Origin of the sequence: Micromonospora sp. RTP1Z1 (assembly GCF_033804685.1) — a bacterium.
GTDB lineage: Bacteria > Actinomycetota > Actinomycetes > Mycobacteriales > Micromonosporaceae > Micromonospora.
Window position 1 is genome coordinate 16569 of record NZ_JAPFQV010000044.1, and the last position, 16270, is coordinate 32838.

The 16270-nt window shown below is 70.6% G+C and carries 13 protein-coding genes; 7 read left to right on the forward strand and 6 right to left on the reverse strand.

The genetic code is table 11. The features are described 5' to 3' along the window. Nucleotides 1-2913: a M36 family metallopeptidase gene (locus SLP03_RS21105; RefSeq protein WP_319462349.1), complete on the reverse strand. Its 2913-nt coding sequence runs from the start codon at nt 2911-2913 to the stop codon at nt 1-3. Between the two features lie 229 nt (nt 2914-3142). Between SLP03_RS21105 and SLP03_RS21110 the strand changes: the two genes are divergently transcribed. The 3 genes from SLP03_RS21110 to SLP03_RS21120 all read left to right on the forward strand — a co-directional run bounded on the left by SLP03_RS21110 (nt 3143) and on the right by SLP03_RS21120 (nt 4727). Then, complete coding sequence (locus tag SLP03_RS21110) at nt 3143-4081, forward strand: hypothetical protein (protein WP_319462350.1); 939 nt, start codon at nt 3143-3145, stop codon at nt 4079-4081. A 79-nt stretch (nt 4082-4160) separates the two neighbouring features. Continuing rightward, the gene (locus tag SLP03_RS21115) at nt 4161-4499 is read left to right on the forward strand and encodes a hypothetical protein (RefSeq protein ID WP_319462351.1); all 339 of its coding nucleotides are present in this window, start codon (nt 4161-4163) and stop codon (nt 4497-4499) included. Between the two features lie 39 nt (nt 4500-4538). Further along, nucleotides 4539-4727: a hypothetical protein gene (locus SLP03_RS21120; protein WP_319462352.1), complete on the forward strand. Its 189-nt coding sequence runs from the start codon at nt 4539-4541 to the stop codon at nt 4725-4727. A 5-nt stretch (nt 4728-4732) separates the two neighbouring features. On the opposite strand, the gene SLP03_RS21125 is transcribed toward SLP03_RS21120, so the two are convergent. The 5 genes from SLP03_RS21125 to SLP03_RS21145 form a co-directional block, all read right to left on the reverse strand. Then, nucleotides 4733-5854 (reverse strand): LCP family protein, encoded by a 1122-nt coding sequence (locus SLP03_RS21125; RefSeq protein ID WP_319462353.1) that lies wholly within the window; start codon nt 5852-5854, stop codon nt 4733-4735. A gap of 365 nt (nt 5855-6219) precedes the next feature. Next, on the reverse strand, nt 6220-8040 hold the full coding sequence (gene acpA / locus SLP03_RS21130) for an acid phosphatase (protein ID WP_319462354.1): 1821 nt from the start codon (nt 8038-8040) through the stop codon (nt 6220-6222). 567 nt (nt 8041-8607) lie between these two features. Continuing rightward, the gene (locus tag SLP03_RS21135; RefSeq protein ID WP_319462355.1) at nt 8608-9156 is read right to left on the reverse strand and encodes a hypothetical protein; all 549 of its coding nucleotides are present in this window, start codon (nt 9154-9156) and stop codon (nt 8608-8610) included. Beyond that, nucleotides 9153-10292, reverse strand: a complete 1140-nt coding sequence (locus SLP03_RS21140) for an XRE family transcriptional regulator (RefSeq protein WP_319462356.1) — start codon at nt 10290-10292, stop codon at nt 9153-9155. The genes SLP03_RS21135 and SLP03_RS21140 overlap by 4 nt, the downstream gene beginning before the upstream one ends. An 11-nt stretch (nt 10293-10303) precedes the next feature. Continuing rightward, a complete protein-coding gene (locus SLP03_RS21145; RefSeq protein WP_109801097.1) occupies nt 10304-10543 on the reverse strand; it encodes a winged helix-turn-helix domain-containing protein in 240 nt (79 codons plus the stop codon). A 315-nt stretch (nt 10544-10858) separates the two neighbouring features. On the opposite strand from SLP03_RS21145, the gene SLP03_RS21150 reads away from it, so the two are divergent. The 4 genes from SLP03_RS21150 to SLP03_RS21165 are packed head-to-tail and all read left to right on the forward strand — an operon-like array spanning nt 10859 to nt 16253. Further along, on the forward strand, nt 10859-11152 hold the full coding sequence (locus tag SLP03_RS21150; RefSeq protein ID WP_319462357.1) for a DivIVA domain-containing protein: 294 nt from the start codon (nt 10859-10861) through the stop codon (nt 11150-11152). Between the two features lie 2 nt (nt 11153-11154). After that, the gene (locus tag SLP03_RS21155) at nt 11155-11532 is read left to right on the forward strand and encodes a hypothetical protein (protein WP_319462358.1); all 378 of its coding nucleotides are present in this window, start codon (nt 11155-11157) and stop codon (nt 11530-11532) included. A gap of 10 nt (nt 11533-11542) precedes the next feature. Beyond that, complete coding sequence (locus SLP03_RS21160; RefSeq protein ID WP_319462359.1) at nt 11543-15865, forward strand: fibronectin type III domain-containing protein; 4323 nt, start codon at nt 11543-11545, stop codon at nt 15863-15865. A 10-nt stretch (nt 15866-15875) separates the two neighbouring features. Then, complete coding sequence (locus SLP03_RS21165; RefSeq protein ID WP_319462360.1) at nt 15876-16253, forward strand: hypothetical protein; 378 nt, start codon at nt 15876-15878, stop codon at nt 16251-16253. Nucleotides 16254-16270 lie beyond the last annotated feature (17 nt).

Below are 16270 nucleotides of genomic sequence, written 5' to 3' on the forward strand. Positions count from 1 at the left end.
TCACTGGGCGAACGCCTGGAACTCCGCGATCCGGACGTTGTTCGCCTGGACGCTGGCGGTCGCGCAGTCGGTCGCCGCCCGCGGGTCGGCGTCCTGCTCACCGGCGTAGTCCGGCGCGCCGGTGCACTGGTTGGTCACCACCTCGACGCGCAGGTGGGTCGCCTTCGTGCGGGGGATGTCGAACGACCGGATGATCAGCTCCGGCGCCCGGGGCCGGGGCGCCACCGACGGGAAGGCGTCCGCCGGGCTGGTGTAGACGGCGTGGAAGTCGGCGGCGTCGGCACAGGTGACCGTGCCCGTCGCCGTGCATGCCAGCACCCGGAACTGCCGCAGCGCCGAGAAGCGGCTCTGCGTACCCGCGTCCGGGTCGCCGGCGACCGGCGGCCGAAGCATCGCGCTGACCTGCACCCGGCGCACCTGCCGGACGTCGCCGGCCAGATCGACGGTGACCTGCCGGCCGGCGACCGGGCTGCCCAGCGAGGCCCAGGTGGTGGCCTCGTCATCGTCGGCGATCCGGGCCAGGTTGATCCCGTCGCCGCTGACCGTCGCCCCGGCGGCCGTGGAGGCCAGGTTGGCGCGTACCTGGACCGGCAGGTCGCGGACCTGACCGGCCTTCACGGTGACCGGACCGACCCGGACGTGCCCGTGCCCGGGCGCCCGGACGATGAACTCGTACGTGCCGGGTACCAGCCGCACCTGGTCGGTGAGCGGGGTGGCCGGGTCGGTGTCGGCGACCGGCACCGCCCGGGCCTGGTAGCGGCCCACGAAGAGCTGCGCCCCGGGCACCAGCACGTCCTCGTCCTCCGGCGCGAACGTCAGGGTGGCCTCGTCTGCGTACGGGGAGGTGAAGCCCGGCGTCGGGTTCGGGTCGCCGTTGCCGACGCTGGCGGCGGTCTCGCCGAGGCCGCGCGCGGCGAAGGCGTTCCAGAGCAGGTCCTGGTTCGCCCCGCCGAAGCGGATCCGGTCGGCGGCGAGCATCGCGTCCCGCGCGTCGACCATGCTCACCTGGCTGACCGCCATCAGCAGGAACGAGTCGAAGACGAGCTGGATCCAGCGCCGGTTGCCCGGGCAGGCGGTCACCGGCGTCGCGCCGTTGGCGCAGGACTTCTGCAGCGCCGCGTCGCCGGCGCCGTACCGCTGCATCATCGCGGCCCGGATGTCGACGTTGGTGGCGCTCCACACCTCGCCGGAGGCGTGCACCTGCAGCCCGACGAAGTCGTAGTCGACGCTGCTGTAGTTGAGCGGGCTGTCGCTCATGTTGTAGTTGCGGATGCCGGCGTCCGGGTCACCGGTGGCGTACTCGCCGATGGTGAAACCGCGCCGGCCGGGCGCGGCGTACCCGTGCTCGTAGAGGTACTCCATCGCCAGCTGGTCCGACCAGCTCTCGCTCATCCCCTGCGGGGAGCTGACCCCGGCGTTCGGGCCGGCGATCATGCGGTTGCTGATGGCGTGGCCGTACTCGTGGGCGATGACCGACATGTCGAAGTCGCCGTCCACGCAAGGCGAGTAGAACGATCCGGCGATCGGCTGCCAGAGGTACATGTTGGTGATCGGCGCGACCCCGTCGGGCGGGGTGATCTGGTTGGCGTTGTCGCGGGCCGCGAAGTTCGGCGGGCCGCCGCTGATCCCGCCGGCCTGGGCGTTGCCCTGCTCGGCGTCGGCGCCGAGGCCGCCGCGGCCGAAGTTGTCCTGCTGCAGGTTCCAGGTCGCCTCGGTGAAGCCCAGGTGGTACGACCAGTCGTGCATCCGGTTGTGCATCCCGAACAGGTTGGCCCGGGCGGCGTCGATGTCGTTGGCCTGCGGCGAGGTGAAGGTGTCCGGGCTGCACTTCTGCTCGTACCACTGGTTTGCCCAGGGGTAGGCGTAGTTGCGGTCCGGCCGGGGCGTGGCGGTCTGGGTGCCCACGCTGAACGGGTCGTTGTTGTTCCAGTTCTGCACCGCGATGGTGTTGTTGCCCTTGGTCGTCTGGGTGGACGACCCGGTGGCGGGGTCGACGTCCCAGGGCAGCGGCGACGCGGCGGTGCCGACGGTCTCGTCGCATCCGGCGTCGGCCTGGAAGCACCAGCGGGCCCGGGTGTCGGTCGACGAGTGGTCGGTCCGCGGGGAGTTCGGGAAGACCTCCCACTGCGGGTTGTCCGCGTCGTGGTCGACCAGGTCCTCCCGGACCAGCACGGCGCCGTCCCGGGCGTCCACGTAGGTGGCGAAGGCGGCCGGGTCCGCGCCGGTGACGTCCGCGCCGAGGACCACCTCGTACGCGGCCCGCGCGCCCCGGTCGGCGGTCGGCACCGCGACCAGCGCGGTACGCATGATCGTCGGGCCGGTGAGGCCGGCGTCGGCGATCGCGGCCTGCTGCGCCTGGGCGGCGGTCAGCGTGGCCGGTTCCGGCGCGGCCCCGTCCCGAGCGAGGGAGGAGCTGACGTGCCAGACCGCGCCGTCGCGGAGGCCGACCGCGAGGACGCCGTCCACCGCGGCCGGCAGGTCACCGAAGCGCTGGCGGAACAGGACGGTGGCGCCGTCGCCCATCGGGGCGACGGTCATCTGCTCCAGGGCCTCGGCGCCGCTGGCGGTCAGCCCCAGCAGGTCGCGGTTGGCGTCCACGTAGGCCCGCGCCGCGGTGGCCGGGTCGGCGGGCAGCCCGGTGGCGAGCGGCCTGCCGGTGGAGGTGAGGGAGGCGGGGGTGCCGAAGGTGGTCCAGCGGGCCCGCGCGCCGAGCGCGGCGGCCCGGTCGCGCTGGCGGGCGGTCGGGGCGATCCGTCCCTGTCGGTTGTCTCTGGCCTTGCTGTCCTGGCGGTCGCCCGGCAGGTCACCGGGGCGGGCCTGGGTGGGGGTCTGTTCCCGGGGTGCCGCCTGGCCGCCAGCTCCTGCGGTCAGGACCAGCCCGGCCGCGAGTAGCAGCGCGGTGGTCCCCGTCAACGCACGGGATGGTGTGCGCACGGTCCCTCCTATCGTCGAACGGCGATGTCCGTCCTGCCATCCGACCAGCTCACAATGGACCTGGGGATGGGCCGAACATCCACACATGCGCTCAGATCGATGGCATCGTCGGAGCAATGAAAGTGCATTTGTCGGAATATCCGGACGCCGCCGTGCGGCACCGGCCACGGTGGCCGACAAATCGGTCATGCCGTGGCTACCGTGAAGCATGGACGGCGACCCGGCAGCGCCCACCGAGGACAAGGACAACGCTCCTGGGCGCGACTCCCCCGCCCGGGATTCGGCCCCGCTGCCGCCCCAAGCGGAGGAGCCGGGCGACCAGAGCGGCGCGGGCAGCGACCTGACCGACGCCGCCGGCACCGCGTCGCGGTCGACTGGCCTGCGGCGGGTCCTGATCGACCTGGCACTGGCGCTCTGGCTACGGACCGCCCCACTCCGCCGAAAGCTGAGGGAGCTCTGGCGGAGCACGATCGACGCCCTGCGGGAGACGGGGCCCGTCTCGGGGGCGACCTCGGCACCTTCGGCCCCTTCGGGCCCGCTGACCGAACGGCTGGACACGCCGGTACCGATCCGGGTGTCGGGTCAGGGCCGGACGTTCAACTTCCACATCCACGCCCGGTGCGTCTGGTCATCATGGGATCTCCACCGAGAGGCGCTGCTCAGCTACGCGCACTACTACCTGCCGGACGCCGTCCGAAAGCTGACGCGTCTCGCGGCCAAGCATGCCGCCGACTTCCCGGCGCACCGGGCGGCGGAACTGGAGGTCGCCCTGGAACGGGCGTTGTCGGAGACCGGCCCGTGGCGCTACCAGCGGGGCGACACGCTGGTGACCTGTCAGCCGCATGTCTCGGTGGACGTCGACGAGCGCGTGCGAAAGGTCGTCCTGCCGTACTGGGAGAAGCTGGTCAAGCTCGACTGCGAATTCGACCTGGACCGGCGGCGAGCCGAGTACGCGGACCGGCTCGGTCGGCAGCGGGCGACCGGCGCCGAGAACGTCACCGACGGCGCTGCCGCGGGCGAAGCCGCCCGGACGACCGGTGAGAACCGAGCCGGCGACGTACGGCGAATGGCGGCGGAGCTGAGGGCTGCCGCGCAGCGGCTCGAAGACGTGCTGCGCAGGACGCCGCGCGACGACGACAGCGCTTAGCGGCCACGGTGCGGGCTGGGCGGCGCCACCGCATCCGCCTCCGGCGGCCACCGCCCGCGTACGGCAGAATCGGCGGGCGATGGAGGCGGCGACGATCCTGGCCGCGCTCGCCGACCTGGCCCCGGCCAGCGCCGAGCGGATCTTCGACGTGTCCGGCACGGGCCGGCCGCTGGTCTGGCTGCCCGAGCCGGACCGGGGGCCGCGCGGCATCCGGCTGGACCGGCTGGCGGCGCTGGACGCGCTGCACCGCGACGAGCGGATCCTGCGCCGCGGCCTGGCCTTCGTGGTGGCGGGGCCGACATGGACGGTGGACGACGCCGGGTGCGGCTGCCGCTGCTGGCCCAGCCGGTACGCCTCGAGCGCGCCCGGCGTGGCTACCGGGTCACCGCGGCCGGGGACCTGGAACTCACCGCGCTGACCGGAGTATCCCGGCGGCCGCTGGCGGCTCGACCTCTGCGTGGGCGCGGACGCGAACGCGGTCGGGGTGATCTGCGGCGTGCACCGGTACGGGGTCGCGACGCACGTGGAGCGGCAGCGGACGCTACTGCGGGCCGGGTGGCGGCTGCACGACGTCTTCGCCAGCCGCTGGTCGGACGACCCGATCCGGGCCGCCCTCGACCTCGCCTCCCGGATCGCCCGACCGTGACGTGATCAGTGCGCCGGGGTGGTCGGCTCGGAGGCGGCCACCCAGTTCGGGTGGGCCTGGACGAAGGACCCGACGGTGTCGTCCCGCACCGCGCGCAGCAGTTCCAGGCTGGTCGGGCTGAGGATCTCGGCGCTGCCGACCCCCGGCACGGTACGGCTGTTGAAGGTGCCGTCGTTGGTCTTGATCGTGGTGATCGCATCCGGGTGGATGCCGCGCATGGCGAACGCCCAGTCCTCCAGCGGGATGCCGCCGTCGTCGACGGTCATGGTCTTGCCGACCGCCGACAGCAGCCCGGGCAGCTTGGTCGGCGAGTTCAGGCCCTCGGTCATCACCTGGTGCAGCACCGCCTTGAGGAACTGCTGCTGGTGGCGCTGCCGGCCGTAGTCGTAGTCGTGGTTGGCCAACAGGTCCCGCTGCCGGACGAAGTCCAGCGCCTGAGCCGGGTCCAGGCAGTGGTTGCCCTTGGTGTAGATGTTCGGCGTGACCCCGGGGATGCGGTGGTTCACCGTGCCGTCGGGGTTGATCTTGTACGGCCCGGCGGCCTTGCCCGTCGCGTCGTCCCGCCCGACGTGGATCGAGGTGGTGGTCTCGTCGACGTACATGCAGACCTTGCCGAGCACCTGGACGATCTTCTTGAATCCCTGGAAGTCGATGATCGCGCCCGCGTCCGGGGTGATCCCGGTGAGGTCGCGTACGGTCAGGGCCAGCAGCTCGAAGCCGTGTGACAGCGCGGGCGCGCCGGTGAGCCCCCGGCTGCCGAACGCGAAGGCAGCGTTGATCTTGTTTTTCCCGCCCGGGTACGACGTCGCGCCGTTGCGGTAGGCGGGGATGGTGACCAGCGAGTCCCGCGGCAGTGACACCAGGTACGCCTGGGAGTGGTCGGCCGGGATGTGCATCAGGATGATCGAGTCGGAGCGGATGAGCTGACTGGGATCCTGGTGGGGACGGGTGTCGACCCCGACGAGCAGGATGTTCTTCGCTCCGGTGATCGTCCGGTGCTGCTGCGGCGCTGCGGCGGCACCGAGCAGGTTCTGCTGGGTGATCTTGCTGGTCGCGCTGTGGAGCAGGTACTGGGCGCCACCCAGCGCCACCCCGCTGAGCATCATCAGCGTCGCGCCGAGGGCCACACACCACCGCGCCCAGCGTGGCCAGGGCCGGCGGGCCGATCGCCCCCGCCGGGCCGGGTCGGCCGATCCGCTGCGGCGATCGGAGCGCGTGGTGATGGCGTGCGGCACGTGTCTTTCCTGGGTCGGGGGGCCGGGGGGGGCAAGCCGGTCCAGGCTATGCCGCCGACTGGCGTCCGCCCAGGTCATCGGGCTGTGAACTGGCTGAGAGGCGGGGGCGCGCCCCCTCCCCCGCACCGTTCAACGGCTATTCGAGGCACGGCGACTCCGCTCGGCCGGCCCCGATCAGCGAGATCTGGAACTGCCCCCCGCCGGAGGCCGGGCGGGCCGGGATGTGCGGTCCCGGCCCGCTCCGCGTACGGAATGGGTCAGCCGGCCCGTCGGCGGCGGGAAAGCAGCGCGGCCGCGCCCGCGACCACCAGCGCGACGCCGGAGACCGCCATGCCGGCGGCGTTGGTGCCGGTGATCGGGAGTTCGCCGCCGCCCGGGGCGGCCTGGCCGCCGCCGCTGCCGCCGGTGCCGGCGCCGCCGTCGTCACCGCGGTCGCCGTGGTCGTCGCCGCGGGTGAAGGCGGAGGCGAGGCTGGCGACCGTGGCGTCCCGGCTGCCCAGCGGCGCGAGGTGGAACTTCTGCTCGATGGTGGCAAGCACCGAGGTCGTGTCGTGCGCGGTGCTGTCCACGCTGAACGGCTCGGCCAGGCGCGGTGAGATCACCAGCGCGGGGATGCGGGTGCCGGGGCCCCAGACGTCGCCCTTCGGCGGGGAGGCGTGGTCCCACTGTCCCCCGAACTCGTCGTAGGTCACGATGACCATGGTGTTCTTGGCCTGCTTACCGCCCTCGATCGCCTTGAGCAGCTCGACCAGGTGGTCGCTGCCGGTGGCCTCGGAGGCGTAGCCCGGGTGCTCGTTCTCCTCGCCGACCGGCTTGACAAAGCTGACCGGCTTGAGCTTGCCCGCCTTCGCCGCCGCGATGAACTCCACCTCGTCGCGCAGGTGCTTCGCGCGGGCCTCGGTGCCGGGGGCGTACGTCGCGAAGTAGCTGAACGGCTGGTGGTGGAACTGGAAGGTGGCGTCCGGGCAGTTCGGGTAGACCGCGCCGGTCATGATGCGCGGATCGGCGCAGGTCCTGCCGTCGGTGCCGTTGGTCCAGCCGGCACCGCCGGCGTTTGCGTTGGCGTTGTCCCAGCCGCCGGCGTACCAGGCCCAGTCGACGTGCTTGGCCGACAGCCGGTCACCGATGGTGTCGTAGGTCAGCGCCGGCAACCGCTTGGCGTCGACCGTGCCCGGGCTGTACGGCTGGTACCAGGGCTGCACGGTGTTGATCGCGTAGTCGCCGCAGACCGTCACCTTGCAGGAGCCGTCCGCCTCCGGCGCCTGGGTGAGCGGACCATCGGTTGCCGGGCCGGTTGCCTGGTACAGCGGGTAGGACCTCGGCATGCCGTTGGCGTCAACGACCGAGTTCTTGCCCGCCGCGGTGGTCTTGTCGGTCCATTCCGGCGTCCGGGCGGCGACCAGCCACTGGTGGTTGAGGAACGAGCCACCGAACGCGGCCTGGAAGAAGTTGTCCGCGATCGCGTAGTGCGGCGCACCGGGGCCGTGCAGGTACCGGTAGATCGGCAGCGACCTCGTGTCGTAGTGGCCCATGGTCAGCCCAATGGCGTCGCTGCCGGTGACGTACCGGTTCTGCCTGCCACCGTTGATCTGGTACTGCTCCTGGTAGAAGCGGTGCACCAGGTCCTCTGTGCAGCCACCGGGGGTGCCGGTGCCGTCCAGCCAGCCGTTCGGCTTGTACGGCCCGTTCAGCACCGGGCAGGTGGTGTCCTCGGGCTTTATGTAGTTCTCGATGCCGAACGGCTTGTTCGGGAAGATGCCGCCGGTGCAGTCGGTCGTGATCGGCGGCAGGTTGACGTCGTTCTCCGGCAGGCAGCCCAGCGGCGTACCGTCCGCGCCGACCTGGGTGGTGCGCTCGGGCGCGGCCTTGCTCAGGCCGTTGACCCCCTCCCAACCGCCGAAGAGGTTGTCGAAACTGTGGTTCTCCTCGTAGATGACCACGATGTTCTTGATGCCGGCGAGCGCGGACTCGTCGCCGGCGGCGAGGGCCGCCGAGGGGGCCGGCACGGCGACGGCCGAGACGACGGCCAGCGCGGCGCAACCGGTGAACGCCCGGCGCGCGTGGGAACGGATGGACACGAAGCCTCCCGTGGACAGGGAATGACACGCGGAGCCTAGGGGCGCTTGCCGAACGACAAGCGTCGACCGATTGAACTCTATCGACCGTTACGCTCGGGCGAAACCGCCACTTCGAGCCGCTCTGCGACAAGTTCTCACAGGTAGGCGAATCTGACGGGCTCCTGAAGCACCGTCACGGAAGAACTGCGCCTCGGCCTCCTCGGCCAGCACCAGCCGGTCCCTGGCCCGGCGAGATGTGGCTCGGCCAGCAGACCGTTGTCCTCGCAGAATCGCACGAACACCGTGCCTAGCACCCATGCGACGGCAACCTGAGTGACCCGCTCGTCCCGCCACCCCGTCCGGGTAGCAGCGGTACGCCCGACCTTGAAGGCATGGTCGTACTCGCCACGCAGGCGGAGGCGCACCTCCTCGACCGACTCGGCCTGCTCCCGCAGGTCCTTTCCAGGTTCTTGACCTGCTTCTGCAGGTCACTCAAGAGCAGCTTCCGGTCGATCACGCGACGACTCTAGTCGTCCCGCCGACGGGACGGAGGTACCCGTTAGGGCGAAGACCGCAGCGAACCGCCGGTTACAACAAGTTGTGGCGACGCGCGAAGTCGGGGAACTGCGCTCCCGTGCAGGGCAACCTGGCACCCGTGGAGCGCAGAGCGTCGATGAGATTCCCCGTGCTCACCTCGGTCTGCTTCCCATCGCGGCAGGCCCGCGCCAGCAACCAGATCGTTCCGTGCACTTCCGCCCCGTGAACACGAGCCACCCGGGTCGCTTCCCGATCGTCAGTGATGGCGATGCCCCCGCGCAGCTCCGCAGCGGCAATGACGGATGCCTCTCCGAGGTCACGGTCGCCTGCTCCGATCCGCGTGGCCCACTTTGTGAAGCATCTGATCTCGTCGAGGGTGTCCAGTTGGGCAACGCTGAGCCAGTCCACCTCGCAGGTCGCGGCCAGAACGGGATAGGCCGCAGCTCCTGCACGCAGCTCTTCGATCACCACCCTGGTCGTCCAGCACTCTGCATCGACGAGCAGGTGCTGGAGCACATCAAATCGGTCCGCCAGGGTGAAGTGACTGAGACACATGGTGTCGAGCACCAGTACGCGAGCCGATGTCGACGCCACGCTCACGGCTCGATCTCCAGCTCGCCGCTCTCTGGCAGGTCCGACTCGGCGATCTGTCCGTGCATCAGTTCGACCGCTCGCACCCGGGTGATCCAGCCACCTCGCCATGCCTCCATCACGGCATGGGCGTAGCTCGGAGGCACTCGTACCGAGAAGAGATCCGGTTGGGGAGCCCATCCCAGCGCTTCCATGAACTCGGCATGCGTCGGGCGGGACTGACTCCATGCGGCACGCGTCGCGGTGTCGATCAGCCTTGACCGGACGGCCTGCCGAAGCGCCAGTGACCACGACACCCGGTATCGGGCGGCAATCTCCACCAACCGGTCGCGGGTCAGGCCGCCGGGTACCTCCTGCTGCCCGCCCAGCACCGATACGGGCAACAGCAACTCCGCAGCGAACGCGTCGATAGCGGCCTCCCGATCAGCTCGGGATGCGTGCACGCCAAGATCGCTCGAATACTCATCACCGATGACCAGATGGCCCAGCTCATGTGCCGCGGTCGCGCGCCGCCGACCCGGATCTCCGGTGGTGCTGACCACTGCCGCCGCGACGTCACCCTCAACCAGCGACGCTCCATCCCCAGGCACATCGGTAACGAGGATGAACTGTCCCGCGCGCTCGCACACCTCCACTACGCTGTCGATCGGTCCGTCTCCGAGGCCGAGCTGCTGGCGCACCCAAAGCGCCGCCTCTCTGGCCTGCGCCTCAGACGCCACGGCGCCGGGATATCGCAGCACCGGTCGGCTCCGCAGCACGCCATGACTGATCAGCTGTCGTAGCTCGCGCAACCACTCGGTAAGCGCGATCTCCAGCCGCTGCGATGATCGCGCCACCTGGGAGTCGCTGTCCTCGGTGATCTGAGCGGACCGGCGGGAGAGCACCTCCGGCTGGGGCTCGATGAGGTAATCCATCGAGACGCCGAGTGCCGACGACAACTTGAGCAGCTCAAAGGCGTCGAGACGCCGAGTGCCTGCTTCCACCTTGGCGAGCATCGTGCGGTCGAGGCCCACGGCGCGAGCCAGCTCGTTCTGGGACATCCCCATCGACAGGCGCACCTGACGCACCTGCTCGCCGACCGCACTCCACTCCCGGTCATCAACCATGGTGCGATAATCGCACACATCGGCGGCGGAATGGGTCAACGCAAGGAACGTCAGGGTTCACGCATCCACGTCTTCGGATCAGTGATGAAGATGCCCTTGCCCTGCTGCCGCCGGATCACCCGCAGCGCTTCCAGCCTGACATAGACCATTTGGATGGTCGATGAGCTGACCCCGAAGCGGTCAGACATGTCAGCGATAGAGGGCAACTTGTCCCCTGGCTGGACCTTTCCGCTGCGCAGGTCACTGATGATCTCGTCCGAGATCCGGATGTAGTCCGGTGTCTGTGGCATGGCACTCCTCGCGTGGCACGCCAATTTGATCACGACACGCACTGGCCAGACAACCGAGCGTTGCCTTCCGCTACTTAGGCATATATGGTTGGTCGCGAGTCAGACCTCGCGTGGCAACGAGTTCGGCTCATCCCCCTGGTCGGGGCGGGTGTGCGTGCCCGTCCCGACCCACCGGACTGCTCCGCTGTCGTACCGCTGATCAGAGCTGCGGCGGCGGGGCGGGCGGGCCGCCCGCGGCCGGCATGCGGACGGCCCGCCCTTCCAGACCCACCGAAAGGACCTCCCCCACTCCCGCCTGCTCAGGAAAGGACCGCCGTGGCCCAGGTGTATCGAGGTGGCCAGCTCTACGGGACCGGTCGCCCGGCCCGGTTGACGCCGCACGAGGTGCGGAACCGCGAGTTCGACCCGCGTCGGCGCGGTGCCGACCCCGATCAGGTACGCGAATTCCAGGCCCAGGTGGCCGACGACCTGAACGACCTCCACCAGGAGGTACGGATGCTCAGCCAGGAGAACGACCGGCTCAAGCGGGCGCTGCGCGACTGGCAGACCATGCACGCCCGGGAGTGCCGGCCGCCGCAGGAGTACCACACCAACGAGGGCCGCTGGTAGCCGTGCGCCCCTCCCCCGGTGACCTGCTGCGGATCGACGGCCGGGCCTCGGTGCAGTTCGCCGGAGATCGCGCCTTGACGTTCCGCGTTGTCTCGGTCTGCGACCGGCCGACGTACGCCGGTTGGGTCTGGCTGACCGGCTACGTCACCAACCGCGCCGGCCGGGCGACCGCCAAGCGCGAGGTCTACGTCCAGCTCGCCGGCCTCCGCCGCGCCCCGGCCACCAGCACCCCGGCCCCGCATCTCACAGGCGGCCAGCCACCGCTGCACCGCGGGGGTCTTGTGGGTGGCGTAGTTGTCCAGGACCCGACTGTCGGCCATCTTGCCGTTCGGTCGCCGCGCAATTCCGCCCTGGCAGGCTCCGCTCATTGGCTCAAGTGATGGAGGATCCATGTCTTCCTCGTTCCGCGGCGCCGTGCTCGTATCCTCCATTGTTCTGCTGAATGCGACGATCCTGGTTCCCGCCCAGCGGGCGTACGCGGCCGGCCCGCCGGCGTTCGTGCAGCAAGTGACCGGACACGGGCTGGGCGTGACGCGGGCCGTCACCACACCGAACCCGACGACGGTAGGCAATCGGCTGGTCGTCGAGGTCGGCGTGTGGAACTCGGGGTCGGCCACGGTCAGCGCGGTGACTGACAACGCGGGTGACACGTTCGTCAAGATCTTGAGCTTCACGGCGTCCGACCACACCGAGATGAGCGTCTGGACCGCCGTCGTGGCGACCGGTGGGACCAAGCCGACCATTACCGCGCGGGCCACGTCGTCGGCTGACTTGGGGATCGCGGCGCTGGAGTACTCCGGTCTGTCCACGGCCTCGGTGGTCGATCAGGAAAGGCACGCGGCCGGTACCACCGGCAGCACCGCCACGACCGTCAGCTCGGGTGCCACCGCCCCGACGACCGCCGGCGGTGAACTGGCACTCGGTCTCTACGCGGACTCCGGCTTCGGCGCCACCCTGACCCCCGGCACGGGCTTCACTCAACGCGCCAACCTCTCCCCGACGGGCGACATGGAGCTGCTCGTCGAGGACCAGATCATCGCTGTGGGTGCGACGCCCAACGCGGGCGCCGGCACGGCGGCGCGCACCACATGGCTGATGGCCACCGTCGTGCTGCGGGCCGCGTCGTCAACGACGCCGACCGCGCCGCAGGCTCCCATCGGCGTGGCCGCCACGCCCGGCGACGGCAGCGCCACCGTGACCTGGGCCGCACCTGGCGACGGCGGCAGCCAGATCACCAGCTACGCCATCACGCCGTACGCGGGCGGTGTCGCACAGGCGCCGACCACCGTGGCCGGGTCGCCGCCGCCGACGACCGCGACGGTGAACGGGCTGACCAACGGCACGGAATACACCTTCACGGTGACCGCCACCAACGGGGTCGGGACCGGCCCGGCCTCGACCGCATCAGCCCCAGTCACGCCGGGCCCTCACGCCGGTGGATCATGGTCGGGCGTGCAGACCTGGCCCATCGTGGCGTTGAGCAACACCCTGCTCTACAACGGCAGCGTGGTGGCCTGGGACGGCTGGCAGCAGCCCCAGCCCACAGTCGTGTGGAACCCGGCATCGCCGCAGACGTTCAACACGTTCAACGCCCCGACCAGCATCTTCTGCGACGGCGCCGCGAGCCTGCCGGACGGGCGGCTGCTGGTCGTCGGCGGCTACGGCGGTCTGACCACCGGGCAGCTCGGAATTGTCGACACCAACATCTTCGACCCGGCGACCAACACGTGGAGCCGCGTCGCCGACATGCACAAGCCCCGGTGGTACCCGACCGTCACGGAACTGGCCGACGGTCGCTACGTCGCCATCAGCGGCAACGACACCGGTTCCTCGCACTGGGCGGACACCCCCGAGGTGTACGACCCGACCACCAACACCTGGACCCTGCTGTCCGGCCTCTCCACCCCCCAGGTCCACGAGACCGAGTACCCGATCTCGTACCTGCTGCCCAGCGGCAAGGTTTTCACCATCGGCCCCAACGAGGACAACTCGTTCCTGCTCGACGTGAACAACCAGACCTGGACCCCGGTCGGCGACACGAGCGGTGTCCACAACGGGTCCTCCGTGATGTACCGGCCGGGCAAGGTGCTCTACAGCGGCGGCGGCGTCGACGTCAACCGTCCCGGACAGGCCTTCAAGACGACAGCCCTCATCGACCTCAACGCGGCAACCCCGACCTGGCAGCAGACAGCGCCGATGAACAACGCCCGCGTCTACCACACACTCACCGTGCTTCCGGACGGCAAGGTTCTCGCCGTCGGCGGCAACACCAACACCGACCAGGGCATCGCCACCAGCGGGGTGCTGCCGGCCGAAATCTGGGACCCGGCGACCCAGACCTGGACGGCGGCGGCGCCGATGGCTGCGGCCCGCAACTATCACTCGACCGCGCTGCTGATGCCCGACGCGCGGGTGCTGGTGGCCGGCGGCGGCCACCCGTTCGGCAGCAGCGGCGACGCCCAGTACTCAGCGCAGTACTACTCGCCCGCCTACCTGTCCAACGGTCCCCGGCCCACCATCACGTCGACCTCCGGCGGCGGCTCATACGGCGGCACGATCTCCGTATCCACCACGGACGCGGCGTCCATCACCGCCGTCAACCTGGTGTCCCTCGGCGCGGACACCCACCAGATGGACATGAACCAGCACTTTGTGCCGCTCAGCTTCACCAAGAACGGCAGCGGACTGACCGTGCAGGTGCCCGCCGGGCCGGAACTCGCGCCCCCGGGCTACTACATGCTGTTCATCCTCAACGCCAACGGCGTGCCATCGGTCGCTTCGATGGTGCAGATCGGCGCCAACCCCACCGCGCCCGCCGCGCCGACCGCTGTCACGGCCTCCCCCGCGGACCGCAGCGCGAACGTGTCGTGGAAGGCGCCGCCGGGCAGTGGCAGCCCGATCACCAGCTACACGGTCACCCCTTACATCGGCTCGACCGCGCAGCCGTCGACCACGGTCACGGGAAATCCGCCGGCGACCAGCGCCACGATCCCCAACCTCACCAACGGCACCGCCTACACGTTCAAGGTCACCGCCACCAACGCGATCGGTACCTCGCCACCGTCAGCGCCGTCGGCCGCGGTCACCCCAGGCATCGCGCCGCCACCGACGTTCGTCCAGCACACCGGTACCCAGTCCGCGGGCACCGACAGCCTGTCGGCGACGCTGCCGGCGGTCCTGGGCTCCGGTAACCGACTGATCGTCGAGGTCGGCACCTGGAGCGGGGCCGGCGCCGTCACCACCGGCGTCACCGACGCCGCCGGCGACCAGTTCGTCGAGGTGGCGCGCTGGAAGGCGTCCGACAACACCGAGCTGAGCGTGTGGACCGCGCCGGTCGCCGCTGGCGCGGGTCAGTCCCCGGCGGTCACCGCACAGGTGTCCGGGCCGGCCGACATCGGCATCGACGTGCTGGAGTACGCGGGGCTGTCCACTGTCGCGGATGCTAGCGTGGTCGACCAGAAGGCCACGGCGTCGGGCACCACCAGCGCCGCCGCCACGGTCCGGTCGGGAGCGACGCCAGCCACGACGGGCGGCAACGAGCTGGCCGTCGGCTTCTACGCTGACTCCGGCTTCGGCAAGAGCCTCACCGGCGGCACCGGCTGGACCGTGCGCGGCAACGTCTCACCCAACGGCAACATGGACCTGCTCACCGAGGACCAGGTCGTGGCCGCGGGCGTGACCCCGAACGCGGCGGTGGGCGCCGGCTCCAACACCATCTGGCTGCTCGGCACACTGGTGTTCAAGGCCGCCTCCACCGCACCGCCGACGGCCCCATCGGCACCGACCGGCGTCACCGCCTCCGCCGCCGACAGCTCCGCCAGGGTGACCTGGACCGCGCCCGGCAACGGCGGCAGCGCGATCACCTCCTACACCGTCACGCCGTACGTGGGCGCGACGGCCCAGGCACCGACCACCGTCAGCGGGTCGCCACCGGCGACCACCGCCACGATCGGCGGGCTGACCAACGGCACCACGTACACCTTCACCGTGAGCGCCACCAACTCCATCGGCGACGGGCCGCAATCCGCGCCGTCGGCACCCGTCACCCCGGGCGTCAGCCCGCCGGCACCGGCCTTCGTGCAGCAGGTGTCCGCGAAGGGTGCCGGACGGACGAGCCTCGCAGTCACCACGCCGGAGACCACCACGCGCAACAACCGGCTCATCGTGCAGGTGGGCGTGTGGAGCGCGGGATCGGCCACGGTGAACACCGTCACCGACAACGCTGGCGACACGTTCACCAAAGTCACCTCGTTCACCGCCTCCGACCACACCCAGATGAGTGTGTGGACTGCTGTGGTGACCAACGGTGCGACCAAGCCGACGATCACCGCGTCGGTGTCCGGCGCCGCCGACGTGGGCGTCGCGGTCCTGGAGTACGCCGGGCTGTCGACCGCCGCGGGCGCTGCAGCCGTGGACCAGCAGGCCACAGCGACGGGTACAACGGGCGGCGCGCAGGCCGTGCAGTCGGCCGCGAGCAGCCCGGTCACCGCCGACGGCGAACTCGCGCTCGGCTTCTACGCCGACTCCGGGTTCGGCACGCTGCTCGTCGCCGACCCCGCATACACCGCCCGCACCAACCTGTCACCCAACGGCAACATGGACCTACTGGTCGAGGACCTTCCGGTGAATGCCGGCGCTCGCCCGGCGGCGAGTGCCACCACCGGCGCGTCCACGGTGTGGTTGATGGCCACGGTGGTGTTCAACCATGCATAGTCGGAGACAGATGCGATACTTCGCCATCACCGAAGCGTGCCTCGCGGTCGCGGCGGTCGTCGTCGGCCTGGCGCTCGGGCCGCCTCAGGCCTCATCCGCCGAACCTGTCAAGGCCAGCGTCACCCGCTGCGTCCTGAGCACCCAGGGCGCAGCGCAGGTCACCTACACGGTGACCAACGCCGACCGCGTCACCCACGGCTACCGGGTAGAGCTGACCGTCGCGACCGACACCGCGCCGCTGGGGTGGGGAATCAGCCTGGTCAACCGAGTCAAACCGGGAGCCACCGCGACCGCCCAGGCGATGCTGCCGGTGACCGGCAGCCAGGCCGAGGCGCGGTGCACGGCCCGCGCCAGGACCAATGACGGGAGGTCGGGCCACCACGGCTAGTGTCCTGAGTCGTCAAT